The following is a 20814-nucleotide window of genomic DNA, read 5'->3' on the forward strand; positions in this document are numbered from 1 at the left end:
AGAACATGATGGCTGAAGAAAAGACATTCGACTACGTGGTCGTGGGCGGCGGCTCCGCCGGTGCGGCAGTAGCTGCCCGACTCTCTGAGGACCCCGCTGTGCAGGTCGCTCTCCTGGAGGCGGGACCCACCGACCAGGACAAAGACGTGGTGCTGCAGCTCAACCGCTGGATGGAGCTCCTCGAGTCCGGCTATGACTGGGACTACCCGATCGAGGAGCAGTCCACCGGGAACAGCTTCATGCGCCACGCGCGCGCCAAAGTGCTGGGCGGATGCTCCAGCCACAACTCCTGCATCGCCTTCTGGCCCCCGCGCGAGGACATGGACGACTGGGAGCAGATGGGCGCAGAGGGCTGGAACGCACAGAGCACCTGGCCGCTTCTGAAGCGCCTCGAGACCAACGAGAACGACGGGGAGCATCACGGGAAGGAAGGCCCCGTCCATCTGATGAACATTCCTCCCCACGACCCGTGCGGCGTGGCCGTGCTGGATGCCTGCGAGCAGGTCGGCATTCCGCGCGTTGAGTTCAACAGCGGTGAAACGGTCGTCAATGGCGCCAGCTTCTTTCAGATCAACCGGAGGCAGGACGGCACCCGCTCATCATCCTCGGTGTCCTACCTGCACCCCATCCTCGACCGGGAGAACTTCCACCTCCTGACCGATACCTGGGTCAAAGAGATCACTTTCGAAGGCGACCGAGCCACGGGCGTGAAGGCAGTTGCCGGCTCGTTCGGGAAGACGCAGCAGATCCTCGCCTCCCGCGAAGTCGTGCTCTCCGCCGGAGCCATCGACTCCCCGAAGCTCCTCATGCTCTCGGGCATCGGAGACCGGGAGCACCTGGCCGAGCACGGGATCGAAGCCCGGGTGCACTCCCCCGGCGTCGGCGCCAACTTCCAGGATCACCCCGAAGTCGTCATCGGCTGGGATGCCAAGAAGCCCATGATCGAAGAGGGCTACCAGTTCTGGGAGATCGGCATCTTCGCAGACACCCTGGAGGGGTCCGACGCGGCAGACAAGCCCGGCCGCCCTGACCTGATGATGCACTACGGCGCGGTGCCCTTCGACATGCACACCCTTCGCCAGGGGTACCCCACCTCCGAGAACGCGTTCGTCCTGACGCCGAACGTCACTCACTCCAAGTCGCGGGGCACCGTGAAGCTGCGCTCCAAGGATCACCGCGACAAGCCGATGGTGGATCCGCGCTACTTCAGCGACGCAGAGGGCCACGACATGCGCGTCGCCATCGCCGGCATCCGCCTCGCGCGCGAGATCGCCGCCCAGCCTGCACTGGCCGAATGGGCCGGTGAGGAGCTCTACCCGGGCAAGGACACCCAGAGCGACGAGGACCTCGCCGACTACATCCACCGCACCCACAACACGGTCTATCACCCCGCAGGCACCGTCCGAATGGGTCCCGCCGAGGACGACATGTCTCCCCTCACCTCAGACCTGAAGGTCAAGGGCGTCCAGGGGCTGCGCGTGGCGGACGCCTCGGTGATGCCTGAGCTGACCACGGTGAACCCCAACATCACGACCATGATGATCGGCGAACGGTGCGCCGACCTCATCAAGGGCCTCGCCTGATCTGACAGCATCGCTGAAGGACGCACGAAGGGGCGCGACCATCACTGGTCGCGCCCCTTCGGCTCTCATCGGCCGGGCGGATTCACCAGATGGCGGGATCCTCCACTGCAGCCGGGTTCAGCAGTTCCGGTGAGAGGTTGAACACGCGCAGCAGTGACTGCTCCACAATCTGAGAGTCGGACAGCCCCCGGATGACCTCCGCGGTCTCGGCATCGTCTCCGAACCCGCCATGAGGAAGGGTCGATGAGACGGGGCCGGCGTGCAGGGGGATGTCGAGCACAGAGACGGCACCGTTGGTCAGCGGAGACGTCTGCGCGCTCTGGACCAGGCCCAGTCCCTGCATGAGCACCCTCAGGGAAGCGCCGTGGGACACGATCACCGCTGTCCTGACGGGAAAGCTCAGATCAACCGACTCGGTGACCTCGGCGTCCGCCGTCCTGCGAACGATGTCGAAGAAGGCGCCGGTGATCCGGTCCGTCAGCTCCTGATGACTCTCGCCGTTCTCCGGGGTGAACTCGCCCCGCCGCCACGCGGCGAACTGCTCAGGCGCCTCCGCGCGGACGTCCTTGCCGCGCTGGCCCTCCCACACCCCAAGGTTCCGTTCAACCAGATCGGCACGAGCGGCGGCGAGAAGGTCTATGCCGAACTCGTCGTAGGTCTGCTGGGTGCGCTGCAGCGTGGAGACGTATGCCTGAGCAGGATTCTGCTGGCGAACGAAGCCTCCGATCATGCGCGCCTGGGCGCGCCCCTGCTCGTTCAGGGGGATGTCAGTGCTGCCCTGCATCCGTCCGTCGTTGTTCCAGTCGGTCTGCCCGTGGCGGACCAGCAGGATCCTGATCATGGAGCTCCTCGCTGCTGCGTTCAACAAATGCCGCATTAACCCTACGCGAGCCGGTCAGCACAGATGTCATACCGTCGTGGCACCGTGGGCGACATGGACTGGATTGCACTGCTGACCGGACTCTTCACCGGCCTGCTCTGCGGCGCCGCGGCTGCTGCTGCGGGGGTGTTCGTGCTGCTCAGAAGCAGGCACGACGCGCGCACCGCCGCGCTGTCCGAGGAGAGAGCACTTGCGCAGGCCGCCCAGGCCGAAGCGGAGCGTCGCGCCGCAGGGACCCAGGGCCGGCTCGAGGAGACTGAGCGGCATCGGGCCGCCGAAGCCGACGCGGCCCGCGAACGGGAGTCGATGCTGGAGATGCTCCATCCGGTGCGGCAGGGTGTGACCGAAGTGCAGCGCAAGGTCAGTGAGCTGGAGCGCGAGCGGGCAGCTCAGCACGCGCAGCTCTCGGAGCAGCTCGCTTCGGCGGCGCAGAGCGATGCCCGCCTTCTGGAGTCCACACAGGCGCTTCTGGGGTCCCTGCGTTCGACGACCGCACGCGGACACTGGGGTGAGGTGCAGCTTCGTCGCGTCGTGGAGGCAGCCGGAATGCTCCCGCACGTCGACTTTGCCGAACAGCATCAGGGCATCAGCAGCAGCGGTGAGGTCCTCCGGCCGGACCTGATGGTCCGTCTGCCTGGTGAGCGCACTCTTGTCATCGACGCTAAGGCTCCTCTGGGCGGTGCGGAGGCGAAGGCTCAGGCGAAGGCGCTGCGTGCCCGAGTCGACGAACTCGCCTCCAAGAAGTACTGGGAAGCCGTGGAGCTCTCGCCTGAGGTGGTCTTCTGCTTCGTGCCGGCGGAGTCACTCCTGTCCTCAGCCTTGGAGCATGATCCGTCGCTCCTGGAGCATGCAGTCTCACGAGGCGTCACACTGGTCTCACCCGCCTCCCTGCTCGCTGCGCTGAAGGCGGTCGAGGCCGCCTGGCGGCAGGAGCGTCTGGCCGCGAACATCACTGAAGTCATCGATCATTCGCGCGAGCTGTACCGACGCCTGGAGACCATGGGTGAGCATCTCAGCACCACGGGAAGTCGGCTTCGGCAGGCGGTGGAGGCCTACAACTCCCTCATCGGCAACATCGAGCGTCGCGTCATGCCCCAGGTGGAGGCCATAGGCCGGCTTGAGGGAACCGAGGGAGCAGCTCCCGGCGCGCTGAGCCCGTCGCCGCTGACTGCCGACGTCAGGCAGCCCGGACCACGCCTGGAGGCCCCCGCCGGCTAGTGCCTCAGCTCATCGGATCAGACGGAGAGGTCGAAGACCATCAGCAGCAGGGTCATCGAGACGATGGTGATGATGATGACGCCGATGACGTTCAGCACCACCCCTCCCTTGATCATCTGCCCGATAGTCACGTAGCCGGAGCCGTAGGCGATAGCGTTCGGCGGGGTCGCCACCGGAAGCATGAAGGCACATGTGGCAGCCAAGGCGACCGGCGCCGCGAGGACCAGCGGATCGACTCCCGTCCCCATGGCCACGCCCGAGGCCACCGGCAGGAACGTCGCCGCTGTTGCCGTGTTGGAGGTCATCTCGGTGAGAACCAGCACACCCGCGGCGGCGATCAGCACCAGGACCCACACAGGGACCCCAGCGAGCCCCTCCATCTGACCTCCCAGCCACTCGGAGAGGCCGGACTGGCCGAACTGGCCCGAGAGCGCCAGCCCGCCGCCGAAGAGCAGCAGCACACCCCATGGCAGCTTCGCCGCGTACTCCCAGTCCAGCAGCCGAACCCCCGGCTCTGCCTTGGCCGGAAGCAGGAAGAGCAGAATCGCAATGGACATGGCGATTCCGGCGTCGGAGATGAACGGCTCAGCCTCAGCCTCCAGCACGCCCCAGCCGGCCAGCAGATCAGTGCCGATAGGGATGAAGACCCAGGAGCAGGCGGCCAGCACGAAGATCAGCGAGACCCGGATCTCAGCAGCCTTCATCGGGCCCAGCTTCTGCAGCTCGTTCTTGATGAGCTCGTGACCGCCCGGGATCTCGTCGATCTCCGGCTTGAAGATGACCCGAGTAATGAGGAACCACGTGATGATCAGCATCACGATGGAGATCGGAACCCCGACCATCATCCACTGGCCGAAGCCGATCGTCATGTCATGGTTCTCGCTCATGTGCCCGGCCAGGAGCGTGTTGGGCGGCGTTCCGATGATGGTGCCCAAGGACCCGATCGAGGCGGCGTAGGCGATGCCCAGCATCAGGGCCGTGCCGAAGTTGGACTTGATGACCTGAGCCTTCGCCTCCTCCTCATCCGCCTCAGCGGCATCGGCCGCCTCCGGATCCATCGTGCGCTGCACCAGCATCAGGATGGAGATGCCGATGGGCAGCATCATCACAGCCGTCGCCGTGTTGGAGACCCACATGGAGAGGAAGCCGGTGGCGATCATGAACCCGGCGATCAGGTAGATCGGCTTGGAGCCCATCAGGTTCAGCGTCAGCAGAGCGATGCGTCGATGAAGGTTCCATCGCTGCATCGCCAGTGCCAGCATGAAGCCGCCCATGAAGATGAAGATGATGTTGTTGCCGTAGGAGGCCCCGATGTCATCGACTCCGATGCCGCCCGCTGCCTCATCCGCCGAGCCGAAGTCGTCCTCCGGCACCAGCACCGGGAAGATGATGAGCGGCAGCAGCGCCGTGGCGGGAATCGGGATGGCCTCCGTCATCCACCAGATGCCCATCAGCACGGCCGTGGCCGCAGTCAGCCGAGGCCAGACCTCCAGGTCCGCCGGCATGATGAAGTAGATCAGCAGCGCGGCCAGCACACCGGCGACGAGGCCGATGATGCGCCGCAGAATGGTAGGCCGCTCCAGCCCTCCGGAACGGTGCCCGGCCGAGAGCTCATGCGCCTCGGCGATGGACTGCTCACGCGGATCGAAGTTCTTCAGGTGCGCGCCGGTGACGCGAGAACGGGAGGGCGTCATGATGGAGGAGGTGCTCCTGTGCTCGAGATCGAAGTAGTGCAGCATCCGCCGATCCGGCACGCGACGTCATTGTCACGTGACGGAGGTCATATGGCCGGCGTCTGTGGATTTTACACGATTCGACTCATCCCTCTGCGGTCATTCGCGCGGCAGCACCCAGAGGGCCAACGTCGTGGCTGCCAGCACCAGGGCGAGCACCATGCCCACAGTGCCCGGCCACCCCGCGATCTGAAGGAAGCTCCCGCCGGCGAACCCCAGCACCGATGAGCCCGCGTAATAGCCCAGGTTGTACAGCGAGGCGGACTGCGAGCGTCCCGCGACTGCCGCGGAGCCCACCCAGCCTGAGGCCACTGCATGCGAGGCGAAGAAGCCGCCGGTCAGCAGGACCATGCCCAGCAGAATGACGGGAAGCGCAGGCACAAGGGTCAGACCGACCCCGACCATCATGATCACGTTGCCGCCCAGCAGCACAGGCCTTCGGCCCCACGCCGACGCCAGACGTCCCGCCTGCGGGGATGAAATGGTTCCGGCCAGGTACGCCAGAAAGATGAACGAAATGAGCCACAGCGGCAGGCTGAAGGGCTCCGAGGCCAGGTGGAATGTCACGTAGTTGTACATGGCGACGAAGCCGCCCATGGTGAGGAACCCCTGGAGATAGAGCACCCAGAGCACTCCCGATCGCAGATTGCCGGTGAGGGCTCCGAGCGACTGGCGCCAGGCTGTGCGCCGTGGCGTGAATTCTCGGGCCGCCGGCGCCAGCCATAGGAACATGGCCACACAGGCCGCAGCCAAGGCGGCCACAGCGAGCATTCCCGGCTTCCACCCCCACTGCTCCCCGATAGGGGCGGCGACGATGCGCCCAGCGAGGCCTCCCAGCGTGGTGCCCGAGATGTATGTGCCGGCAGCGGCGGCGGCTGCGGTGCGGCTCACCTCCTCGTTGAGATAGGCGATGGCCAGGGCGGGCACCCCGCCCAGCATGAGCCCTTCGAGGAAGCGCACGATCAGAACGGGCCAGAATCCCGGCACCAGCACCACCACGACGGCGAAGAGGCACGCCAGACTGATCGCCCACCCCATGGCGGGCCTGCGGCCCACCCTGTCGCCCACATAGGACCAGGGGATCACTCCCAGTGCGAGACCGAGCGTGGCAGCCGAGACCATCAGCGCGGCCTGGTCTGCTGTGACGCCCTGCTCCGCGGAGATCAGCGGCAACAGTCCCTGCGGAGAGTAGAGCTGCGCGAAGGTCGCCACCCCGATGAAGAACAGGGCAGCCAGAAGCCGACGATAGGCGGGGGAACCGGGAGCGTGCCCCCGTGAGACGGCGTCGGTCACAGTCGCCCAGGGTACATCCGGGACGCGCGGTCAGCGTCTAGGCGAGCACGTCGAAGACGCCTCGCACGATGGCGCCCGCGCCGCCGAGAGCGGCAAGCACCATGGCCGCGGCGCGGGCCCACCGGACAGGCACGAATCGCGCCAGACGGGTGCCGATGTATATGCCGACCACGACGAAGCAGACGATCCCGAGGAACAGGTAGGGAAGCTCCGGCAGGCCCTCCATGGGGGTCGCGTCCACCGACCCCATGAGCAGCTTGGACAGCGCGGAGACAGCACCCATGGTCATGAAGATCGGCTGCAGCGTCGCGGCGAACGAACGGTGGTCCCATCGCGCCAAGCGGGAGTGGATCACCATTACCGGGGCGGCGACGCCAGAGGTGGTGTTGAAGAATCCGCCGATGCCTCCGGCGAGCATGACAGGCAGGCGTCCCGTCCACTCAGGCAGCGATCGGAGTGTGAAGGTTACGACCAGGGCGGCCACCACAATGCTGCCGAGAATGATGGAGAGCCACCCGGACGAGAGCTGCCCCACAAGCCAGGCTCCAGGCACGGCCCCCACGATGATGGGTCCCAGCATGAGGAAGAAGCGTCGCCAGTGCACCAGGCTCCACACCGACAGCATGATCAGAAAGCCTGAGACGGTCGTCGTGAGGTTGGTGACCAGGACTCCGAAGCTGGGCCCCAGCAGGATCGAGAGCACCGGCGCGACGACCAGGCCCACTCCGGTTCCTGACATTCGCTGCAGGACAGTGCCGATGAGGACCGCGGCTGCGATGATGCCCACCGCACCCGTTTCAATCATGCGGTCATCCTATGCAGGAGCTGCCCCCTGCGCAGACGCACTGCGTGGTCAGTCGCTGCAGGCGGTGCGCTTGCGCCCGCCCCGGCCGACATCTTCGTGACCGGCGTCGGAGAGGGCCTTGCGGATCTCCTTGGGCAGGGAGAAGACGATGTCCTCCTCAGCGGTGACGATCTCCTCCGGCTCCCCGTAGCCGTACTCGTCGAGCACACGCAGGACGTCCTGAACCAGCACCTCGGGCACGGAGGCGCCTGATGTGACGCCCACGGTCTGCGCGTCAGCGAACCAGGACTCGTCAATCTGATTGGCGAAGTCGACCCGCTCAGCGCGCTTGGCGCCGTACTCCAGGGCCACTTCCTTGAGCCGCACGGAGTTGGAGGAGTTCGCGGACCCGACCACGATGACGAGGTCGGATTCGGGGGCGACCTTCTTGATCGCGGCCTGTCGGTTCGAGGTGGCGTAGCAGATGTCGTCGCTGGGCGGGTCCTGCAGATTCGGGAAGCGCTCGCGGAGCCTGTTCACCGTCTCCATGGTTTCGTCCACGGAGAGGGTGGTCTGGCTGAGCCAGATGAGGTTGTCGGGGTCCGGCACCTCGATCTGGTCGACCTCCTCCGGGCTGTTGACGATCGTGGTCTGCTCGGGCGCGTGGCCGTAGGTGCCCTCCACCTCTTCGTGGCCGTCGTGGCCGATGAGAAGGATGTGGAAGTTGTCCCTAGTGGTGAAACGCACCGCTTCACGATGCACCTTCGTCACCAAGGGGCAGGTGGCGTCGATGGTCTCGAGGCCTCTGTCCGATGCGGTCTGCTTGACCGCGGGAGAGACCCCATGGGCTGAGAAGACGAGCAGCTCTCCGGCGGGAACCTCATCGGCCTCCTCCACGAAGATCACGCCCTTCTCAGTGAGGGTGTCCACCACATGACGGTTGTGGACGATCTCCTTGCGCACGTAGACGGGAGCCCCGTGCTGCTCCAGCGCCTTCTCCACGGCCACCACAGCGCGGTCGACGCCGGCGCAGTATCCGCGAGGGGCCGCGAGGAGAAGGCGTCGATCGCCTTCGAAGGTGCTCTCAGCGGCGATCTCCTCAGGGCTGCGGCGCTGGCGCGGCACCTGCGGCATGGGGACGGAGATATGGCTGCGGCGGTCGGGCGCTTGAGGTGCGATGGTCATCGCGTCCTATTCTACGCGCGGGCTTCAACCCGGCGCGCGCCGGGCGCCACGAGTGACCCGAGCACTCCGATGATCAGCAGGAGCGCCGCACCTGCAATGAAGATCCACCATGACGGCTGGGCCCACGCGGTGAAGCTCTCCTCCACGTGCTGCAGCACTGCGGCCATGGCCGGATCAGCATCCGGGGGGATGTCGAAGCTGGGCGCTGCCACGGAGAGGGCCAGCCACAGTCCGAGCACACCCGCGACCAGCCCCCCGGCGGCCAGTCCTGCCCAGCGAGACTTTCCGACTCCGATGACCAGGCCCAGCACCAGCAGCAGCCCCGATCCCACGGCGAACCAGAGCCAGTGCTCGCTGCCGGCGACGACGGTTGCGACAGCGTAGGGATCCGTCTGCGCCTCCTGTCCTGCCGCCGCGTCCACATCCACGACGATCTCGGGAGCCAACACGTCGAAGTCGGCGGAGTCCAAGCCCGGGATCCACCCCAGATAGCTGTCCAGGCCCTCCCGCAGCGGCTCCGTCATCGCCGATGCCACGGGAGAGAGATCCACCTCCACATTGAGCTCCTCCGCGCTCCCTGTGGAGCCGGCGTCGAAGAGCTCCTCCATCTGCGCCGTCCAGTCGGTCCGCGTGGATTGGAGGGTCTCGTCCCAGGCGGCCCTGGTCCTGTCGTTCTCCAGAAGCGACGCCACGATGTCAGAGACCATCGCCTCTGCCTGCTCCTCAATGCCGGTGCCGAGAAGCTGGCGCGCCTGGTCCGGAATCTGCTCGGACAGTTCGCTCACCATGGTCGAGGCCACCGCTTCGGAGAACTCCGACTGCTCAGGCAGCTCGCCGGCGATCTCGCGGATGGGCTCCTCGTCGCGCAGCAGCTGATCGGCCTGGTAGCCGGCGAGCGCCGCCGCTGCGAGGAGGCCGGCAAGAATGAGGCTCAGGATGCTCAGAAGCTGGCGCACGGCGCTCTCCTCAATGTCATGCCGAACGGCTACCCTGGTTCGGACCGGAATGAATACAGCCCACAGGGTACTTGGTGCACAACGGGGTCGGATCAGGCCCGCAGAGAAGAAGAGAGTCCATTGTCCTCATTCGAGAAGCTCGCTGCGCAGGATAAGCGCCCCCTGACTGCGATGCCTGCGCATTCCGCTGACACCAGTGCGGAGAGCCCCTGGCCGCTCAGCCATTTCTCGGGCAAGCTGCGGGCGCACATCGACAAGGTCTCGCCCACGTGGGTCGAAGGCCAGCTGGTCGAGTTCAACATGCGCAACGGAACCGCATGGATGACACTGCGGGACCTGGAGCAGGAGGTGTCCTTCAACGCTGTCGCGTGGCGGAACGTCGCCGGAACGCTCGACGGCGTGGTCAGCCCAGGCTCGCGGGTGGTGGCTCTGGTGAAGCCGAGCCTGTATGAGAAGTCGGGACGGCTGAGCCTGGTGACCCACCGGATGCAGCCGGTGGGGCTGGGCGACCTGCTCGCCCGCATTGAGCAGCTGCGCAAGTCATTGGCCTCCGAAGGCCTGTTCGATGCGGGGCGGAAGAAGCCGCTGCCGGTGCTCCCTGCCCGGATTGGCCTCATCACGGGCCGCGAATCGGACGCGAAGAAGGACATTCTCCGCAACGTGGGCCTGCGGTGGGCTGCTGCCCAGTTTGAGATCCGGGAGGTGTCGACCCAGGGGCCCATGGCCGCAATGGAGGTCGCGGCCGCGTTGGGCGACCTCGACGCGGACCCTCGCGTGGATGTCATCGTGATTGCGCGCGGCGGCGGCTCCCTCGAGGAGGTGATCCTGCCGTTCTCCGACGAGCGGCTGATCCGGGCCGTGGCTGCGGCGCACACCCCCGTCGTGTCAGCGATCGGACATGAGGCGGACCGGCCGCTGCTCGACGAGGCCGCCGACGTCAGGGCCTCCACGCCCACCGGATCAGCCAAGATGCTGGTTCCTGAGGAGAGCGTGGAGCGCGAGAACCTGGCCCAGGCACGCACCCGAATGTCCAGCGGGGTGCAGCGGATGCTGCAGCGGGAGGGCGAGTGGATCCGTGCGATACGTTCACGGCCTGCGATGGCGCACCCGCAGAGCATGATCGATGTGCGCCGTGATGACCTGACCGGCCTGCGGCGGCGCGCCCTGTTCTCCATGGAGGCGAGAGCCTCTCGGGCGCGGGACTGGGTGGACAGCACGCGCGCCCGCGTCACCTCGCTCTCCCCGCAGTCGACCCTGGACCGCGGATATGCGGTGGTGCAGACATCGGGTGGCATCGTCCGCGACGCGGCTCTCCTCTCCCCCGGCCAGGACGTTCAGGTCATGGTCGCCGACGGGGAGTTCCAGGCAGAAGTGAAGAACGTACAGACCCATAGGATCGGAGACGCATGAGCAACGAGAGCCCTGCCGCCCCAGTGGCTGAGGAATCCTTCAGCACCGCAAGGACCGAGGACATCGAAACCATGTCCTACGAACAGGCCCGCGACGAGCTCGTCGCTGTGGTCACCAAATTGGAGACCGGCGGTGCCCCTCTCGAGGAGTCATTGGCGCTGTGGCAGCGCGGCGAAGCCCTGGCGGACCGGTGCGAGCGGTGGCTCTCCGGCGCCCAGGAGCGCCTCGAGCAGGTCCGTCAGGAGCTGGAGCAGGACGGCTGAGGCCGCCTGCCCCGTCCGGGAGCCTGTGCACACGCTGCCTCAGACGCGCGGGATCGCTCCCGAGCGATAGTCGCTGAGGAAGTCAGCGATCCCCGCAATGGCCTCCTCCAGGTCCTCGACACTGGGCAGCGCCACCAGCCTGAAGTGCTGGGAGTCCGTCCAGTTGAACGCGCGCCCGTGCGAGACCAAAATCTTCTTGGCACGCAGCAGCTCGATGACGAAGGTCTCATCATTCTCGATGGGGTACATCTCTGCATCCAGGCGAGGGAAGAGGTACAGCGCACCGTCAGCACGATGCGCGTCCACCCCTGGGATCTCGTTGAGCAGCCGATGAGCCGTCGTCCGCTGCTCATACAGCCGACCGCCGGGTGCGATGAGCTCCCCGATCGACTGGTAGCCGCCCAGTGCGGCCTGCAGAGCGTGCTGGGCCGGAACGTTGGCGCACATGCGCATATTCATCAGCAGCTCCAGGCCCTCCAGATAGCTGGCGGCACGCTGCTTCGGCCCTGACACGTAGATCCAGCCCGAGCGGAACCCAGCCACCCGCCACGTCTTCGACAGGCCGGAGAAGGTGATGGTCACCACGTCGTCGGAGAGAGATGCCGCGTTGACCATCTCCACGTCGTCGAAGGTGATGTTCTCGTAGATCTCGTCCGCCAGAAGCATCAGGTGGTGCCGACGAGCGATGTCGACCAGCTTCTCCAGAATGTGCCGCGGATACACCGCGCCCGTCGGATTGTTCGGGTTGATCAGCACCAGGGCCTTGGTGTTCTCGGTGACCTTAGCCTCGATCTCCTCCGGGTCCGGCCACCAGCGATTCTCCTCATCGCAGATGTAGTGCACCGGCGTGCCGCCGCACAGCTTGGTGGCCCCTGTCCACAGCGGGTAGTCCGGAGCGGGGATCAGGACCTCATCGCCCGGACCCAGAAGCGCCTGCAGAACCATCGTGATCAGCTCCGAGACGCCGTTGCCCAAGTAGATGTCATCCGGGTCCGCGTTCTCAATGCCGCGCGCCTGGTAGTACTGCGCCACCGCCTGCCGGCCGGAGTAGATCCCCCGTGAGTCCGAATAGCCCTGAGCGGTGGGCAGCTCGGCGATCATGTGCTGCAGGATCGCGTCCGGGGCCTCAAAGCCGAAGGGGGCCGGATTCCCGATATTCAGACGCGTGATCCGATGGCCTGCCCGCTCCAGCCGCGACGCCTCGGCCGCGATCGGCCCGCGGACGTCGTAGCGCACCTCGGCGAGCTTGGGCGATTGGGTGAACTCCTGGAATTCTCTCACCCGCCTATCCTGCCTCAGAGCACCCGTGCGGCGCTGAAGGCGTCCCGGTACCCGGCGAGGAAGTCGGAGATTCCCTCGATGGCGCTCTCCAGCTCAGCCACAGCAGGAAGAGTGACCAGGCGGAAATGCTGATCATCGATCCAGTTGAACGCTCTGCCGTGTGAGACCAGAATCTTCTGCTGACGCAGCAGCTCAATGACGAATGCCTCATCGGACTCGATCGGATAGATCTCCGGGTCCAGGCGCGGAAACAGGTACATGGCCCCGTCCATCTGCTCCACCTGGACGCCCTCGATCTCGCGGAGCCTGTCGTAGGCCACCTGCCGCTGCTCATGCAGCCTGCCGCCCGGGGCGATCAGGTCATCGATCGACTGGTAGCCGCCCAGGGCCGTCTGTATGGCGTGCTGCCCGGGCACATTGGGGCACATCCGCAGATTCGACATCAGCTGCAGCCCCTCCAGATAGCTCTTCGCGCGATACTGAGGACCGGAGATGTAGCACCAGCCGGAGCGGAAGCCCGCGGCCCGCCACGTCTTCGACAGGCCCGAGTAGGTGATGGTGAAGACATCGTCGGCGAGGGTGCACATATTGATGGCCTCGGCGCCGTCGTAGGTGATCTTCTCGTAGATCTCGTCGGCCATCAGGATCAGGTTGTGCCGCCGGGCGATGTCCACCAGAGCCTCGAGGATCTCCTTGGGGTAGACAGCACCGGTGGGGTTGTTCGGGTTGATGACGACCAGAGCCTTGGTCCGGTCCGTCACCTTCGACTCCACCTCCTCCGGATCCGGCCACCAGTGATTGCTCTCATCGCAGATGTAGTGGACCGGAACTCCCTGGTACAGGGCGGTCAGGCCGGTCCACAGCGGGTAGTCCGGAGCAGGGATGAGGATCTCGTCCAGGGGGTTGATCAGCGCCTGGAGAGTGATCGTGATCAGCTCCGCCACCCCATTGCCCAGGTAGATGTCCTCGGGCACAGCGTCCCGCATCCCGCGGTCCTGGTAGTACTGGGCCACCGCGGTGCGCGCCGAGTAGATTCCGGCTGACTCGGAGTAGCCCTGGGAGGCGGGCAGGTGGCGGATCATGTCCTGCATGATGGACTCCGGGGCGCTGAACCCGAACGGCGCCAAGTTGCCGATATTCAGCTTCGTGATGCGATGCCCGGCCCGCTCCAGGCGGGCAGCCTCTTCGGCGATCGGGCCTCTGACGTCATACCGCACGCTGCGCAGCTTGTTCGCCTGCACGAAGTCCTGAAATTGCTCCATGAGCAGATTCTGCCTCATAGGGTCAAATCAGAAGCTGCACTCCACCGGCCCCGCGCCTACCCCCAGTCGGCAGGCTCGGCGATGAACTCCTGGTCGACCAGCCAGTACCGCGCAGCCTCCTCCGGAGACAGGGCGTCCTCCCCGTGCAGCAGACGGCGCAGCACGGTGATCGCCTCATCGTCCAAGGCCTCGGAGATCTCCTCCAGCACCTCCGGCGCCTGCTCCTCCAAGTCCGCCGCGATGAGAGGGGCGTACTGGTCCTGCGGGAAGGCGCGGTCCGTGTCCGACAGCTCCACCAACGCGTGCTCCTCCGCCCCGGGGTGGGATGAGGTCAGCAGGACCACATCAGTCTCCGCCCTGATGAGCTGGTCGATGAGCTCGTCCTCCTCCCCTGCCTCGAGCGCGGCGGGCTCACAGCCGTAGGCATCCTCAAGAGCCTCCGAGAGAGCAGGGAGCCCCTCCCGGTGTCCGAATCTGAGATCCTCACACTGCTCCTCCAGACCGGCGAGGCCCGGACTCTCCTCCTCATCGAGCTCGGCGGCAGAAGCCGAGGCAGCCGTCGTCAGAGCAGACGTCGAAAGCACCGCGGCCCCCGGCTGCAGCAGCGCCGCGGACGCATCGCCGCCGCTCTGGAGAGCATCAGAGATCAGCTCGGTGAGATCCTGCGCGGAGGGGGCTGCGCCCGTCCACTCCTCATCCTCGGACCTGCTCAGCCGCGCGTAGGCATCAGGATCCAGCGCCTCAGCCAGCGGCAGAGTCCTTGAGAGGACCAGATCGTAGTCAGCCTCCGCAGAGCTTTCGGCGACGCCCTCGCCGTCACGAGACTCAGACCCCTCGGCGAGGGCCGCCGCAGCTTCATGGGCAGGACGCTCGGCGTCGATCACCACCGTGGGCTGATCCCGAGAATTCATCGCCAACGAGTAGATCCGAGCGATCGTGCGATCCAGCGGATCGCTGCCGACGGCAATGCGCCACGCACGGTCCAGCTCGTCACCTGTGGGCTCCTCAGCGGCGGGCGGCTCGGCGCAGGCTGTCAGAAGAAGAGCAGCTGAGGCTGCGAGGGCGCACAGCCGTGACCCCACCCATGGCCGAGAATGCATGCGCACCAGTGTACTGATGCGCCCAGGGAGGCACGCTACCCTGGGAGGAATGAGCAGCGAGGAGCACCCGACGCAGGAGCTTCCCGGGGCCGCGCGGCTGGAGACTCGCCTGCAGGCTATGCTCCTGGCGCCGAGCTCGGAGCAGCCGGAGGCGGAGACCGCACGCGGATGGCTCGACCTCGCGTACGAGGCAGCCTACGGGGAGCGTCACGCCGCTGCCGTGGAAGCGGGCCTGCGCGGCCTGCGCGCTCCCGGCGGCGATGATCCCGAGTATCGGCTTCCCCTGCTGAGGCTGCTCGCCGGCGTCCACGAGATGCGGGGCGATTCCGAAAGCGGCGAACCGTACCAGCGCGAACGCACCGATCTGATGCGCCGGCTGGGGCGCACCCGGCAGGCGCAGATCGAATCCGAGCTCGGCGGGATGCTGCTGCGCGAGCCGGACCGCGTCGAAGGAGAGATCCTCGCCCGCGTCGCTGAGCAGCTGGAGGGCGAAGCGGCGGAGGCGCCTGCGGACGAGGCTCCCTGGGTCCTGACCGCTCGGGCCGATGTCCTGTCGTCCCTGGCGGTTCGTCGCCTCCAGGACGAAGGGCCTCAGGCGGCGCTTCCATTGGTCGAGGAGGTGGTCGCGATCCTCGAGGCCCTCACCGAGGATGCTTCGGACCTCCACCGCTCCCAGGCGCTGGCCGGAGCACGCATGTTCCTGGCCCATGCGCAGCTGCTCTGCGAAGACCCTGAGGCTGCCGCGCAGACGGCGGCGAAGGTGCTCTCCTCTCCCGCCAACCGAGCGGTGCGGGGCGCCATGGCCATGCTGCGCGCCACCATCCACCACCAGGCCGACGAAGTCCAGGAAGCAGTGGAGCGCGCCATCCAGTCCGCAGAGCTCTACGCCGCATGCGGCGTCCGCCGCGGGGCCGCATCCGCCGCGGCTCTGCTGGCCGGCATCACATCAGGCATAGGACGCCCGCGCCTGGCCGTGCTGGCCTGGCGCGCAGCGGTCCAGCAGGCCGAGCTGGGCGAATTCGAGGACTCGCGCATCCTTTCCCTGGCGCTCGGTCAGCAGCTTCTGGAGATGGACGAGCACGAGGAGGCGGAACTGATCCTCGACTCCCTGAGCCTGCGCCTGACGACCGGCGAGGAGGACCACTCCACACGAGGACGCGCACTGATGGGTCTGGGCCATGCTGTCACCCAGCAGAAGCGCCCCCTGGAGGCTATGAGCCATTGGGCAGAGGCTGCGGGGCAGTTTCTCGCCGCGGAGGAGACGGACGAGGCTGCCCGCGCTCATCTGGCGGCCGGCGCGCTCGCGGCATCCCTGGACCGGGTGGAGGCAGCCCAGGAGCACTACGAGCGCGGCCTGCAGCTGGCTGACCAGGGAGCCGACACCGACCCGTTGATGCTGCTCCAAGCACTGCACTCACTGGGTCACCTGCTCTGCCGGCACGAGGACGCAGACGGGCTGACCCATCTCAGCCGCGCTCTGCGCATCGCTGCCGAGCACGGCACGCAGTGGCAGCAGGCGGACATCGTCGACACTCGTGCCCGCAGCCTGACCGCGCTGGGGCGAGGCAGCGAAGCGGTTGCCGCAGCCCTTGAGGCCGCCGACCTCTTCATCTCGGCAGGAGACGAGGAGGCCGGCGCAGATGCGGAGCTCTTCGCAGCTGCAGTGCTGCGTCAGATCGGCCAATCGGCCGAAGCCGAGACGCTCTTCCGCATGACCATGACGCAACGCACGCTCAGCGACCAGCTCATGGAGATCGCACTGGAGGGCCAAGTGGAAGCCCTGCGCGACATGGCCCGGTTCGACGATGCCCACGAGGCGGAGCGGAGCCTCGAGGCGCTGCGCGAGCGGCTCTCGCGTGCGGAGGAGGGCTAGTGAGCGACGGAGCCCAGCGGCACTGAGGCGGGCCCCGGCCTCAGACGCCGGGCCACTGCGCCAGGCTCCCCGACGGGCTGGTCAGCCCTACGATCGCCTCAGCGCAGCGCAGCCGGTGCTCCGCCTGCTCCTTCCAGCCGCTGCGCCGGGTGTCCCGCGCCCCTGCCACCAGCGACAGCGCCACTGAGGCCGAGCGCACCCGCAGGCTCCCCTCGTCGACGTTCTGCGCGAAGACGCGAGCGAACCGATCAAAGGCCGCCGGCACGTGGACATAGCGCGGGTCGACGGCTGGCAGCACCGCAAGATGGCCGAGGAAGCACGCGAGATCATCCACACGGTGACCGGGTCCCAGAGCATCCACATCGAGAAGGCACGACACGGTCCCGCCCTGCATCAGCATGTTTGCCTCGTAGAAGTCGCCGTGAGCAGGCACCACGGGTCCGCGATCAGTGACGGTGAGCTCAGTGAGGATCAGATCTCTCAGCGCTGCGATGCGCGGAGCCGCCTCGGGCAGTGCGGCCTGCGCCGCAGAGGCGTAGGAGGGAAGACGATCAGTCCACGCCTCTCGAGCGGGGAGGTCCATCACCTCAGCGGGGAGAGCCTCAAGCAGCTGCACGAAATCCTGTGGGCGAACCCTGGCGGCCCCATCCTCGAGGAAATGCTCTGCGAGGGAGATGCCCTCCCCCTGGCGAAGCGCCACCACGTCCTCTACAGGCTCTCGCAGCGGTCTCGGCGCAGGCACCCCGGCCGACAGAAGCATGTGATGGCGCCGCGCAAGGTCCTCAGCGCGGCCCCGGCGCAGGACTTTGAGGTAGGTGCGGGAGCCGTCGGCGAAGTCTGCGGCGATGACAGCGCGGCGCAGGGGCCGGTAGCTGACTGTCTCCAAGCTGGTGAGCCGCGAACCCTGGCCCCACCTCCGGGCTACTGCGACCGGATCGGTGGCCACTCGCAGGCCCGAGAGCGCCGGGTCGCAGGGGTGCTGCCATATGGCCAGCGGCCCAGCGGGACTGTGCGCGCTGACCACATCCTTGGACTCGGCACGGATCCGCTCGGTGCTGACGCCCACGTAGACCTCATAGATGTGGTCACCCTCCGCGGCATATATCCGCGGCTCATCCCGGCCCTCCTCTGTGTGGAGGAGCCGGGCCGGATCGGAGACCACGATGCGGTAGATGCCGGTGACCCCAGCGCCCGGCCGATGCTGGAGGCTCTCGAGGTGCACCGACGTGGCGTAGATTCCGGACTGCTGAAGCGCGGAAATGATGGGCGGGTGCGCATCGGCTGAGCTGAGGTACTCGAGCTGAGCAGACTCGCCGCTCGACCGGACGCGCTCCGTCTCGGAGCCCTCCTCTCCGGGCGTGTCCGGAAGGGCAGGCTCCCGATGCCCGCCCAGAGGCGCGGTGTCAGGCACGGCGACGTGCCAGCACCTTGTCCAGGTCCATCGACGAAGGACGCTTCTCTCGCGTCGGCTCAGCAGCCTCAGGGACCGCGCCGCCGCCCGCCGCAGGCTTCAGCTTGGTGTCTGCGCTGGGAACAGGATCCTGAGGCTTGGCAAGCGGCTCGGGCTCCGCCCGCTCAACCTTTTCTGCCACGACGTACTTGGGCTTGGGCACTTCGCGCGGCTGCCACGAAGGGCCGGCGCCGGCCGGCCGCTCGGCCAGCGGCGCGTGCTGGGCGGGCTGCTGCTGCGGCTGCGGCTCGCCCTCACGCACATCGAACGGTGCTTGGGCCTGGGCAGAAGAGGCATCGGGCTCGGCGGCCGACACGACGGCGCGCGAATGATCCGAGGAGTCCTCACCGTGCGGGCCCATGGCGGCGTCGAAGGCGCGCTGCACCCCGGGCACGCCGCTTCGCTCGGCGGCGAACCACAGCCGCAGCCCGCAGGGTGACCAGGGAGATCAGTGCGACGGTGGCGAATATGGCCGGCACAGCCCATGCGAGGACTCCGAAGCCGGCAAGTGCAGCGGTGATCAGTGCCCCCCAGCACGCCGAGCAGCAGGCCGAGGGCCAGCAGGGTTCGGCCCCAGTGGATCGTGAAGCCGTTCGCAGAGGCGACGCCATGCTCGGTCGCAGCGGGACGGGTGCTGTGGGCCTTCGGCGCCGGCACGGCCGGCGCTCTGGTGTTGTCCGTGGTGCTCATATCGTTCCTCTGTGCATGGGCGGCCTCGTGCAGCCGTAGTCTCCGTTGCTGCACTACCCTACGCGCAGCACGAGCGCGACGCTCACCCAGACCTTGCCGCCGAGGTTCAGGCCTGGAGGACAGCCGGGCTGCTCGCATCAGCAGCGCCGCGACGAAGAGGACCGCAGTCAGGACGATCAGTGCCGAGGAATGGATCGACAGCTCGGCGAATCCTTGGATCAGTCCCATGCAATTCAGACTAGCGCCGGACACAGCGCCGAGAGCTTATGACACACGGCACATAAGTAGGCAGAATGGGGCGGGTGACTTCAGAGACTCTAGGTAAGCGCTTTGCCCCTGCCCGTGTTGCGATCCTCGGAGGAGGTCCGGGCGGCTACGAGGCGGCCATGGTCGCTGCAGACGCTGGGGCCCAAGTCACCATCATCGAGGAGAAGGGGCTGGGAGGCTCCGCGGTCCTGACCGACGTCGTGCCGTCCAAGACGCTCATCGCCACCGCTGACGCAATGCGGCGGGTCAACGCCTCCACGTCCTTCGGCGTGCGCTTCGGCGAAGGGGGCAGGGACCAGTACGAGACGGAGGCCTGGGCGGACTTCTCGCAGGTCAACAGGCGCCTGCTGAAGCTGGCCGAGACTCAGTCCGAGGACATCCACGCCTCCCTCCAGGCGTTCGGCGTCAACATCATCCCAGGCCGCGGGCGGCTCAAGGGACCGGCGCAGAACGGGGTGCACACCCTGGAGGTCAGCTGCTCCTCAGGCGGCACCGCCGAGGTGGAGGCTGACGCGGTCATCGTCGCCACCGGTGCGACGCCGCGCGAGCTCCCCTCGGCGAAGCCCGACGGCGAACGCATTCTGAACTGGACCCAGGCCTACAGCCTCGAGGAGCCGCCCGAGCACATGATCGTGGTGGGATCCGGCGTCACGGGCGCCGAGTTCGCATCCGCCTACCGACGCCTGGGCGCCGCCGTCACCCTTGTCTCCTCGCGCGATCAGGTGCTTCCTGGGGAGGATTCCGACGCGGCCGCTGTGCTGGAGAACTCCTTCGCCAGAGTCGGCGTGAAGGTTGCATCGAGGACCCGGGCGGAATCCGTGGAGCGCACCGAGCACGGCGTCAGGGTCACACTGACCGGAGGGGAGACTCTCGAAGGCTCGCACTGCCTGATGGCGGTCGGCGGGGTGCCCAACACCGTGGGCATTGGCCTCGAGGATGCGGGCATCGAACTGACACAGTCCGGACACATCCGCGTGGACACCGTCTCTCGCACCACCGCAACCAATGTGTACGCCGCCGGCGACTGCACCGGCATGCTGCCGCTGGCGTCCGTGGCTGCGATGCAGGGCCGCATCGCAGTGGCCCATATGCAGGGCGGGGCGGTGAAGCCGCTGAAGATGCACCTTGTGGCGTCGAATGTCTTCACCTCGCCGGAGATCGCCACCGTCGGGGTGACGCAGGAGCAGGTGGACTCCGGAACGTACCAGGCCGACGTCGTGAAGCTGGACCTCGCGACCAACCCGCGCGCCAAAATGATGAACATCAAGGAGGGGTTCGTCAAGATCTTCTCCCGCAAGGGATCCGGCACCGTGATCGGCGCCGTGATCGTCGCACCGCGCGCGTCGGAGCTGATCTACTCCTTGGCCTTGGCAGTGACGCACAAGCTCCACGTCGATGACATCGCCTCGACCTTCACGGTCTATCCTTCACTCACGGGATCCCTGTCAGAGGCTGCCCGCCGTCTGCACTATAAAATCACCGACCCGGCTGACCACTGAGAACGAGGATTCACCTATGGAGAGAGACATCGCGCCCGTGGGCCACGGACAGGTCAGTCCCGCCCCGGGGCTGATTCCGACCAATGA

General features: G+C 66.9%; 17 protein-coding genes. 6 read left to right on the plus strand and 11 right to left on the minus strand.

What is annotated here, in order from left to right; genetic code table 11:
* The first annotated feature begins 8 nt into the window (after positions 1–8).
* A complete protein-coding gene (locus FS388_RS01195; RefSeq protein ID WP_146341805.1) occupies positions 9–1583 on the plus strand; it encodes a GMC family oxidoreductase in 1575 nt (524 codons plus the stop codon).
* Between the two features lie 82 nt (positions 1584–1665).
* Here FS388_RS01195 and FS388_RS01200 read toward each other — a convergent pair whose 3' ends face one another.
* Positions 1666–2424, minus strand: a complete 759-nt coding sequence (locus tag FS388_RS01200; RefSeq protein WP_168198552.1) for a histidine phosphatase family protein — start codon at positions 2422–2424, stop codon at positions 1666–1668.
* 93 nt (positions 2425–2517) lie between these two features.
* Here FS388_RS01200 and FS388_RS01205 point away from each other — a divergent pair, with 93 nt between their 5' ends.
* Positions 2518–3681: a DNA recombination protein RmuC gene (locus FS388_RS01205; protein ID WP_168198553.1), complete on the plus strand. Its 1164-nt coding sequence runs from the start codon at positions 2518–2520 to the stop codon at positions 3679–3681.
* A 17-nt stretch (positions 3682–3698) separates the two neighbouring features.
* Here FS388_RS01205 and FS388_RS01210 read toward each other — a convergent pair whose 3' ends face one another.
* The 5 genes from FS388_RS01210 to FS388_RS01230 all read right to left on the minus strand — a co-directional run bounded on the left by FS388_RS01210 (position 3699) and on the right by FS388_RS01230 (position 9632).
* Positions 3699–5375 (minus strand): DASS family sodium-coupled anion symporter, encoded by a 1677-nt coding sequence (locus tag FS388_RS01210; RefSeq protein ID WP_146341806.1) that lies wholly within the window; start codon positions 5373–5375, stop codon positions 3699–3701.
* A gap of 138 nt (positions 5376–5513) precedes the next feature.
* Positions 5514–6707 (minus strand): MFS transporter, encoded by a 1194-nt coding sequence (locus FS388_RS01215; RefSeq protein ID WP_146338933.1) that lies wholly within the window; start codon positions 6705–6707, stop codon positions 5514–5516.
* A 37-nt stretch (positions 6708–6744) separates the two neighbouring features.
* Positions 6745–7512 (minus strand): sulfite exporter TauE/SafE family protein, encoded by a 768-nt coding sequence (locus FS388_RS01220; RefSeq protein ID WP_146338935.1) that lies wholly within the window; start codon positions 7510–7512, stop codon positions 6745–6747.
* A gap of 48 nt (positions 7513–7560) precedes the next feature.
* Positions 7561–8676 (minus strand): 4-hydroxy-3-methylbut-2-enyl diphosphate reductase, encoded by a 1116-nt coding sequence (locus FS388_RS01225; protein ID WP_146338937.1) that lies wholly within the window; start codon positions 8674–8676, stop codon positions 7561–7563.
* 11 nt (positions 8677–8687) lie between these two features.
* Positions 8688–9632, minus strand: a complete 945-nt coding sequence (locus FS388_RS01230) for a hypothetical protein (protein ID WP_146338938.1) — start codon at positions 9630–9632, stop codon at positions 8688–8690.
* A 171-nt stretch (positions 9633–9803) separates the two neighbouring features.
* On the opposite strand from FS388_RS01230, the gene xseA reads away from it, so the two are divergent.
* Both xseA and FS388_RS01240 read left to right on the plus strand, forming a co-directional pair.
* A complete protein-coding gene (gene xseA / locus FS388_RS01235) occupies positions 9804–11042 on the plus strand; it encodes an exodeoxyribonuclease VII large subunit (protein ID WP_210410212.1) in 1239 nt (412 codons plus the stop codon).
* Positions 11039–11305 (plus strand): exodeoxyribonuclease VII small subunit, encoded by a 267-nt coding sequence (locus FS388_RS01240; RefSeq protein ID WP_146338943.1) that lies wholly within the window; start codon positions 11039–11041, stop codon positions 11303–11305. The genes xseA and FS388_RS01240 overlap by 4 nt, the downstream gene beginning before the upstream one ends.
* A 39-nt stretch (positions 11306–11344) precedes the next feature.
* Here the strand turns inward: FS388_RS01240 and FS388_RS01245 are convergent, their stop codons facing one another.
* From FS388_RS01245 to FS388_RS01255, 3 genes are read right to left on the minus strand one after another with little or no spacing between them, the layout of a single operon-like run.
* Positions 11345–12586 (minus strand): pyridoxal phosphate-dependent aminotransferase, encoded by a 1242-nt coding sequence (locus tag FS388_RS01245; protein ID WP_146338945.1) that lies wholly within the window; start codon positions 12584–12586, stop codon positions 11345–11347.
* A 14-nt stretch (positions 12587–12600) separates the two neighbouring features.
* Positions 12601–13848, minus strand: a complete 1248-nt coding sequence (locus FS388_RS01250) for a pyridoxal phosphate-dependent aminotransferase (RefSeq protein ID WP_146338947.1) — start codon at positions 13846–13848, stop codon at positions 12601–12603.
* Between the two features lie 56 nt (positions 13849–13904).
* Positions 13905–14948 (minus strand): glycine betaine ABC transporter substrate-binding protein, encoded by a 1044-nt coding sequence (locus FS388_RS01255; protein WP_146338949.1) that lies wholly within the window; start codon positions 14946–14948, stop codon positions 13905–13907.
* 49 nt (positions 14949–14997) lie between these two features.
* Between FS388_RS01255 and FS388_RS01260 the strand changes: the two genes are divergently transcribed.
* On the plus strand, positions 14998–16821 hold the full coding sequence (locus FS388_RS01260) for a hypothetical protein (RefSeq protein ID WP_146338951.1): 1824 nt from the start codon (positions 14998–15000) through the stop codon (positions 16819–16821).
* A gap of 40 nt (positions 16822–16861) precedes the next feature.
* On the opposite strand, the gene FS388_RS01265 is transcribed toward FS388_RS01260, so the two are convergent.
* Both FS388_RS01265 and FS388_RS01270 read right to left on the minus strand, forming a co-directional pair.
* The gene (locus FS388_RS01265) at positions 16862–18232 is read right to left on the minus strand and encodes an aminoglycoside phosphotransferase family protein (RefSeq protein ID WP_146338953.1); all 1371 of its coding nucleotides are present in this window, start codon (positions 18230–18232) and stop codon (positions 16862–16864) included.
* The gene (locus FS388_RS01270) at positions 18225–18665 is read right to left on the minus strand and encodes a hypothetical protein (protein ID WP_146338955.1); all 441 of its coding nucleotides are present in this window, start codon (positions 18663–18665) and stop codon (positions 18225–18227) included. Before FS388_RS01270 ends, FS388_RS01265 begins: the two co-directional genes overlap by 8 nt.
* 589 nt (positions 18666–19254) lie before the next feature.
* On the opposite strand from FS388_RS01270, the gene FS388_RS01275 reads away from it, so the two are divergent.
* Entirely contained in the window at positions 19255–20727 is a 1473-nt protein-coding gene (locus FS388_RS01275; RefSeq protein ID WP_146338957.1) for an NAD(P)H-quinone dehydrogenase, read from the plus strand.
* The last annotated feature ends 87 nt before the right edge of the window (positions 20728–20814 follow it).

This window comes from Nesterenkonia sp. NBAIMH1 (assembly GCF_007922635.1).
GTDB classification, from domain to species: domain Bacteria; phylum Actinomycetota; class Actinomycetes; order Actinomycetales; family Micrococcaceae; genus Nesterenkonia; species Nesterenkonia pannonica.